Below are 7,868 nucleotides of genomic sequence, written 5' to 3'. Positions count from 1 at the left end.
CTCTTATAGAATTAAATGATCTTGTTAGTCTAATGCCTTCAGTCTCGAATTCACTTGTTTTACTCTTGAATGCTTCTAAATATATTATAGCAATACCAGCAAAAATTAGTAAGATTGAAAGTTCTTTATTCAAAGGAATATTTTCATATGCAATTTGAACTATCCCAACTGCTAGTGATATAAAACCTATCCAGCTAGGGAGTTTGTTAATAATATCATAAGATGAAAAGTTTTTTTTCGCACCAAATCCTATATCGTATCCTTTTTGAGCTAATGTGTTTAAAAATTCTTCTTTTCTCATTTGATTTAAATTACTTTTTATATAAACTAATAATTTTTTCAAATTTATAAGATTATTATTGTGATATTTTACAGAAAACCATAAAAGACAAAAAAATCTATAAAATCCTATAAACAGGATACTGCAAATGCGCCTTTTCATAATAAGCTGAATGTTTATAAATCCAATCCAATTGCGCCTCCGGATTTTTAGCAAATTCAGGATCAGTCTGTTTTTTGTTTTCCAGTTCTGCTTTTAAAGTTGGGTTTTCTTTTAGGAGTTTGGCAGCAGTATCTTCAAAAATATAATTGGAATAGTGTTCTTTTTGTTGTAAAATAGTATCGAAGAAATTCCAGTTGAAAAACGAATCAACGCCTTCTGGTTCAAAGGCTTCCAGGATATATTTTACACCTTTTTGATTGGTTGGAATGATGTAATCTCCTTTGGCGAAAGCCATTTTAACAATTTTAGAAGTTACCGTTGTATTTCGGTGTAAATAGTGACCTTCGTAGGCAGACGGAACGGTTTTAAAATCGGCAATTTTGTAGCTTTCTATTTCAATGATGGTGTCGTTTTTAAGTTTGGAAAACGAGATATTATTGTTCTTTAAAAGGTCAATAATGTTCCAGTAACCACGCGGAATGATATAAGCAGAAGGTATAACAACCTCTTTTACTGATTTGAATTCTTTGATATAACGGACGTCTTTTTTATACGGTTTGCTTCGATCGTAGTACAAGCGATTTCCGGTTGTAGCCTCGCTTTTTTTGTAAGCTGCTTCATAACCCAAGAACGAAAAGGTAGTGGCTTTTGTACTGTCCAGCTCCCATTTTAGAGTATAGTTTTTCTTAGCTTGATATTGTTCCAGATTTTTTACTCGAAGTTCCTTGATCTTTAGGTAATTGGAATCGGTGTAGTCTAAAGTAGATTTGGTGTATTCGTAAGTCATTTTTACACGTTCGGCATATTTTTTTAGCATGTGCGTTTCAACCACAAAACCAATGGTGTTGAATAGTGAAGTATAACCCGTTGTGTATCGTGGACTATCCACAAATTGACCAAAACCTTTGTCGGGAGTATCTTTAAATGAATCTACGTATGGTGTTGTTTCAACTTTCTTTTGTTGTAGATCTTTAACTAGAGCCGGCATCATTTCGCTATTCATAAAATCACCCAATACGGTTCCCAGTTTGTTGTGCTGTGTCATGATATAGGTTAATTTGTATTGATAATCAGAACCGTTGCTCACGTGATTGTCAATAAAAACGTCCGGGTTTATTTTCTGAAAAATCTCAACAAAGCTTTTGGTGTTTCGCGTATCTGATTTCATTAAATCACGATTGAGGTCGTAGTTGCGGGCATTTCCTCTGAAACCATAAATTTCCGGACCATCCTGATTGGCTCTTGTGGTCGAATTTCGGTTCAAAGCGCCGCCAATATTATAAACCGGAATCGTAACCAAAACGGTATTTTTCGGGGCTTTTATCTTTCCTGTTGCCAGATCTCTGTAGAATTGCATGGTGGCATCGATTCCATCAGGTTCTCCGGCATGAATACCATTATTGATAAAAAGTACCGCTTTGTTCTTTTGAATTTTCTCAAAGTCAAATTCTTTTTCAGGATTGTAAGTAATCATGTGCAATGGCTCACCGGAGTCGGTTAGTCCCATTTCTTTAATTTGAATTGTCGCAAAATCACTTGCTAAAAGTTTGTAATAGTGAATCGTTTCTTGATACGAAGCGGACTGATTTCCATTTCCTTTTTCAAAGAAAGTCTCGTATTTTTTATTGTTTTGAGCGAAAAGGGTTAGGGTGAAAAGTGAAAAGAGAAATGTAAAAAGTTTCATGGTTTTGGTTTTGTTAGCAAGAATCAAATATAGCTAAATTTAGTTTCAAGTTTTGGTTTGTTTCAGGTTTCAAGTTTGATGTGTGATTGTGCTTTGCGTTGATTTTTACCGCAAAGTGCGCAAAGTTTTTTGTATCGGATTGTGTTGATAAACGCAAAGTTCGCAAAGCTTTGTGTACATAACTTTGCGCACTTTGCTTAAATCTTTGCGCACTTTGCGGTTAAATTTAATAATTACAAATATTTCGCAAGTTCGATTATGCCGTCTTCGATTTGTTTTTCGGTTAAGGAGGCATAACCAAGCCTAAATCCTTGCACAGGCTGGTTAAAACTGAATTTCTCTGGTGTTATTATTTTGATTCCTTTTAACAGCAGTTTGTCCGCAATTTGAGAAATATTAACTGGCGAGTTAGGAATTATCCAAAATGCCAGGCCTCCTTCGGGTTTGGTAAAAGTGGTTTTGTCTTTGAGGTATTTGTTGCAAATCGTTTCAAAATAGTCGCGTTTTGCTTTGTAAATAAGGGTTGTTCGTTTAAGATGTCTTTTAATCTCTCCTTCGTTTATGAGCTGTAAAACGGCTTCTTCCATAATGTTATCACCTTGTACATCAATTATTTTTCGGTGTTTACCCACTTTTAAAATGGTTTCGCGATCACTTACCAAATATCCGATTCGTAAGGCGGGTGCAACAATTTTGCTTAGAGTGCCAATATAAACCGTGTTTTTGGCATTGATGTAACTTGAAATAGGAAGAATAGGTCTTTGTCCGAAATGAAATTCATGATCGTAATCGTCTTCGATAATGGTAAAGCCGTATTGATTGGACAATTCGATGAGTTTTAATCTTCGTTTGAGACTCAGGGTAACCGTAGTTGGAAATTGATGATGCGGTGTTACGTATATGGCTTTTATGTTGTTGAATTTTTTCAGATAAGCTTCGACCTCATCAGTCAGCAAGCCGTCTTTGTCGACATTTATTGGCAGTAATTTAGCTCCACTGCTTTGAAATGTTTCCCAAGCGGCCTGATACCCCGGGTTTTCGACCATTACGTAATCGTCTTTTGATAGTAAACAGGTGGAGGTTAGGTACATTGCCATCTGGCTTCCACGTGTGATGCAAATTTGATCCGGAGTGACATTCATTCCCCTTTTAAAATTGAGCATTTGCACAATTGCTTTTCGAAATTCCAGATTTCCGTACTCGGTACTGTATCCCATGATCTGCCAACGCGATTTTCGGTTAAAAATCTGTCGGTAAGCTCTGGCGAGTTCGTTCATTGGTGCAATTCGACTATCGGGGATTCCATCATCAAAAATGATAAGAGGCTGTTTTTCTTCTTCGGTATAGTTTGTTTTTTGTTTTTGATCGATACTTTTGGAAGCCAATGGCAGAATATCGGCTACGAAAGTTCCTTTCCTTTCCAATGTAATGAGCCAGCCTTCGGCGATTAAGACGTCTAAAGCTTCAATAACAGTATTTCGGTTCACTTTGAGCAAGCCAGCAAGCTGTCGGCTGCCGGGCAGTGCATTCCCGCTGTTGAGCATTCCGGTTTGAATGGCTTCGATGATTGCATCAGCGATTTGCAGATAAATGGCTTTTGCATCATTTGCGTTGAGTTGAATTTCTAATTGCCAAGGTCGTAACATCTGGACTATTTGTTTATGTTAAAACTGTATCAGTTGAGTAGTCCAAAGTTAAGATAATTTTGTGGAGCAATAATGCAAAACACAATAATTATTAAAGTTATGGAAACTAAAAAACAATTTTCTTCAAAAGATTTTCACGAAACTTTTGCCAGACCCACTTTTGTGATGCCTGAAAAATTAATTCACAAAAACGTAGAGCAAGCCGGAGTTCACAACCAATTTTCTACCGAGCGAAAACACCCGGTTTTCTTCGTGGATCTTCCAAGTAAAAACGTGAGTATGACAATTGGCGGTTTATTACCGGATCAATTGACAAACAAACATCGTCATACGTATGAAACCGTTATTTATGTAATTGAAGGGCATGGGTATACTGAGATTGAGGATATAAAAGTAGAGTGGAAAGCAGGCGATGCTGTTTACATTCCGAGTTGGGCGTGGCACAGGCATCAAAATCTAAGCAGCGAAGCATCGGCGAAATATATTGCTTGCGAGAATGCACCGCAGCTTCAGAATTTAGGTGTGGCATTAAGAGAAGAAGAAGGCAGGGATCTTTAATTTAAAACAATTGAAAAACATGAAAAACAATCTATTCAAGGGCATTATTGCTTATCCGATTACTCCATTCGATAAAAATGAAAAAGTAGATATCGCTTTATATAAAAAATTACTGGAACGTTTAATTGTTTCGGGTTGTCACGCTGTTGCCCCGCTTGGAAGCACCGGAGTTATGCCTTATTTGTCAGATGAGGAAAAAGAAGCTATTACTGTGGCAACAATCGAACAGGTCAGGGGCAGAGTTCCGGTTTTGGTTGGCGTTTCAAACCTGACTACTGAGAAAACCATTTATCACGCTAAGTTTGCCGAAAAAGCAGGTGCCGCTGCCGTAATGATTATCCCGATGAGTTACTGGAAGCTTACAGATGACGAGATTGTTCAGCATTTTGATGTAGTAGCGAAGCAAATTTCGATTCCGATAATGGCTTACAATAATCCTGCAACCGGGGGAGTAGATATGTCGCCAACTTTATTAAAAAGACTTCTTGAGATTGCTAATGTAACCCTGATAAAAGAAAGCACGGGAGATGTTCAGAGAATGCATTATTTAAAGCGGGAATTGGGCGATGATGTTGCTTTTTTTAACGGTTCAAATCCATTGGCACTGGCTGCATTTTCTGCAGGAGCTATGGGGTGGTGTACGGCTGCGCCCAATTTAATTCCGAAATTGAATCTGGATTTGTATCATGCGATTGAGAACAATGATTTAGAGACTGCGCAAAAAGTATTTTACAAACAATTGAATCTTTTGAAGTTTATCGTTAACAAAGGTTTGCCACGAGCGATCAAGGCAGGTTTGGAAATTCAGGGAATAGAGGGTGGTTTTTTAAGAAGCCCGTTAAAACCATTAACCGCAACTGAAATTGAAGAGTTTAAGTTGATCTTAAAGGAAATAGAACAGTAATGTATTGATTTTTTTAACCGCAAAGTACGCTAAGTTTTGTAAAGCATGGTTTTATACAAGCGCAAGGAACGCAAAGCTTTGCGTTCCTTGCGCTTGTCAACGCTTTCTAAATTAAAAAAAGACTTAGCGTACTTTGCGGTTGAATTGTCAAATAGTTAAGATCTGAAACCCGAAACAAACAAAACCTCAAACAAAAAAGTATTTTGACTACTTTTGCAAAATGAATAAAAAACACCATTCCAACAATATACTTTCGAATTTAGGAATTGAGAGTCTAAATGAAATGCAAGAGGTAGCGCAGGATGCTATTTTAAACGATAATAATGTTTTACTGCTTTCTCCAACAGGATCAGGAAAAACACTAGCTTTTTTACTGCCTATTTTAGAGTTGTTACAGCCTGAAATTCTTTCGGTTCAATGTTTAATTTTAGTGCCTTCTCGTGAATTAGGTTTGCAGATTGAGCAGGTTTGGAAGAAAATGGGGACTTCTTATAAGGTAAATATTTGCTATGGAGGACACTCTATTGATACTGAGATTAAAAATTTAAGCAATCCTCCGGCAGTTTTGATTGGAACTCCGGGTAGAATTGCCGATCATATTGACCGCGATACTTTCCGCACCGATAAAATTCAGACTTTGGTTTTGGACGAGTTTGATAAGTCTTTGCAGCTTGGTTTTCATGAGCAAATGTCATATATTATTGGAAAGTTAACGAAATTGAACAAACGTGTTTTGGTTTCAGCGACTTCAGATATTGAGATTCCAAGATATACCAGGGTCGTCAATCCAACTGTTTTGGATTTTATTCCGGAAGAGGAGGAAAAGACGAATCTTTCGATGAAAATGGTGGTTTCACCCGCTAAGGATAAACTGGACAGTTTGTTTAATTTGATCTGTTCACTGAAATCACAGTCCGCTATTATTTTCTGTAATCATCGTGATGCGGCAGAACGCATTAGTGATACTTTAAACGAAAAAGGGATTTATGCGACATATTATCATGGCGGAATGGATCAGGAGGAGCGTGAGCGTGCACTGATTCAATTTAGAAACGGGAGTATGAGTTATCTGATTACTACCGATTTGGCCGCACGTGGATTGGATATTCCGGAAATGAAACACGTCATTCATTATCATCTGCCTTTAAAAGAAGATGAATTCACGCACCGAAATGGTCGTACGGCACGTATGCAGGCTTCAGGAACAGCTTATATTATTGTTCACGAAAGTGAAAAACAACTGGATTATATTGATTACGGGATGGAGGTTTTAGAGGTTGCCAGCACTACAGTTTTGCCAAAACCACCTCAATTTCAAACCATTTATATTAGTGGCGGAAAGAAAACCAAATTGAATAAAATAGATATTGTTGGTTTCTTTTCTCAAAAAGGAAAACTTGAAAAAGAAGATTTAGGTCTTATTGAAGTAAAGGATTTTGTATCGTTTGCGGCTGTTAAATACAATAAGGTAAAAGATCTGCTAAAAAATATTAAAGACGAAAAAATGAAGGGCAAGAAATTCAAAATTGAAGTTGCCCGCAAAGTGGTCAAGAAAGAAGAGGAGAGGTAATCTTTCCGGCTCTATCTTTTTTGGCGGATGTTTTTTAAGGGCAATCTTTGTAAGAGTTCAACATTTAAATAAATTTTTGAGTCTGAAATTATCGTAAATCAATAGGGATTTTACATGTTTTTAATCCTGTTTTTTGAGGTGTTTTTATTTTTAATTAGTTGTTTTTCAGTGGTTTTTTTTGTGTTTTTATTGTTCTTTAAAGATGTCTTGTTAAGGGAGATTATTGGGTGATAAAAAATAAGGACGAAGACTTTAATTTATCATATTTTCTGCGTTTCTTGTGCCCGTAAATAATAAACCCCAAATTAATTATGAAAAGAATTATTACGATTGCTATTTTGTTGTTTAGTGTTGTGTCTTTTGCACAAATTAAAGTTATTGAAACTGTACCGGTTGAAAAATTAGGAAAAGTAAATAACAATTACATTCAGAAAATTGGAGATGAGTATACTGTGTATTATACCAGTATTCAAAACGATGATGAATCATCAAGTCTAAGAAAATTTACATTTAAGAATGTTAACAATGATTACGCGAGTCTTTACAACATTATCATGAATGGTTTCACGGCAAGCCCTTTGTATGATATCAAATTAGAATTACCGAATAACTATATCTGGTTGCACTACACAGGAAGTGTTGTTCCGGAAAAAGCTACGGTTCAGTTCATGGTTTCTTCAAAAGAGGCTGCTTCTGCAACAAGCAGTGTTTCTGAGCCATTTGTAAAAGATCAGATCAATAAATTATTCCAAAAATAGGTTTAATTGTAAATCACTAAAAAAGGCTATTCAGATTTTGAATAGCCTTTTTTTGTTGTTTTAAGTTTCAGGTTTTTTTTGTTTCAGGTTTCAAGTTTCAGGTTTCAGGTTGTGGTTTTGAGAGTAAAAGCAAAAAAACTTAGCACCTCAGCATCTTAGAACCTTAGTACCTCAAAAAGAAACCTTTGTCCCTTTGCAGCTTTGAACCTTTGTTCCTAAAATAAAATCATATTTGTTTCAAGTTTCAGGTTTCAGGTTGTGGTTTTGAGAGTAAAAGCAAAAAAACTTAGCAACTCAGCATCTTAG

At 36.2% G+C, this 7,868-nt stretch carries 7 protein-coding genes; 4 read left to right on the top strand and 3 right to left on the bottom strand.

Going from position 1 to position 7,868, the window contains the following annotated elements:
• The 3 genes from JO950_RS15540 to JO950_RS15530 all read right to left on the bottom strand — a co-directional run.
• On the bottom strand, positions 1–301 hold a 301-nt coding region (locus JO950_RS15540), incomplete at its 3' end, for an SLATT domain-containing protein (protein ID WP_202703479.1).
• A 97-nt stretch (positions 302–398) separates the two neighbouring features.
• Entirely contained in the window at positions 399–2,126 is a 1,728-nt protein-coding gene (locus JO950_RS15535; RefSeq protein ID WP_202703478.1) for a M14 family zinc carboxypeptidase, read from the bottom strand.
• 233 nt (positions 2,127–2,359) lie between these two features.
• Positions 2,360–3,772 (bottom strand): PLP-dependent aminotransferase family protein, encoded by a 1,413-nt coding sequence (locus JO950_RS15530; protein WP_202703477.1) that lies wholly within the window; start codon positions 3,770–3,772, stop codon positions 2,360–2,362.
• Between the two features lie 99 nt (positions 3,773–3,871).
• Between JO950_RS15530 and JO950_RS15525 the strand changes: the two genes are divergently transcribed.
• The 4 genes from JO950_RS15525 (at position 3,872) to JO950_RS15510 (ending at position 7,562) form a co-directional block, all read left to right on the top strand.
• Positions 3,872–4,330, top strand: coding sequence for a cupin domain-containing protein (locus tag JO950_RS15525; protein ID WP_237732363.1), 459 nt, complete (start codon positions 3,872–3,874; stop codon positions 4,328–4,330).
• Positions 4,331–4,349: 19 nt separating this feature from the next.
• On the top strand, positions 4,350–5,234 hold the full coding sequence (locus JO950_RS15520) for a dihydrodipicolinate synthase family protein (RefSeq protein ID WP_202703475.1): 885 nt from the start codon (positions 4,350–4,352) through the stop codon (positions 5,232–5,234).
• A 220-nt stretch (positions 5,235–5,454) separates the two neighbouring features.
• Positions 5,455–6,804: a DEAD/DEAH box helicase gene (locus JO950_RS15515; RefSeq protein WP_202703474.1), complete on the top strand. Its 1,350-nt coding sequence runs from the start codon at positions 5,455–5,457 to the stop codon at positions 6,802–6,804.
• Between the two features lie 311 nt (positions 6,805–7,115).
• Positions 7,116–7,562: a hypothetical protein gene (locus JO950_RS15510; protein ID WP_070906656.1), complete on the top strand. Its 447-nt coding sequence runs from the start codon at positions 7,116–7,118 to the stop codon at positions 7,560–7,562.
• Positions 7,563–7,868 lie beyond the last annotated feature (306 nt).

The sequence above is a fragment of the Flavobacterium sp. UGB4466 genome (assembly GCF_903469665.1).
Taxonomy (GTDB): domain Bacteria; phylum Bacteroidota; class Bacteroidia; order Flavobacteriales; family Flavobacteriaceae; genus Flavobacterium; species Flavobacterium lipolyticum.
The sequence above is the reverse complement of the archived record's forward strand: the minus strand, read 5'-3'. Positions and strand labels throughout refer to the sequence as shown.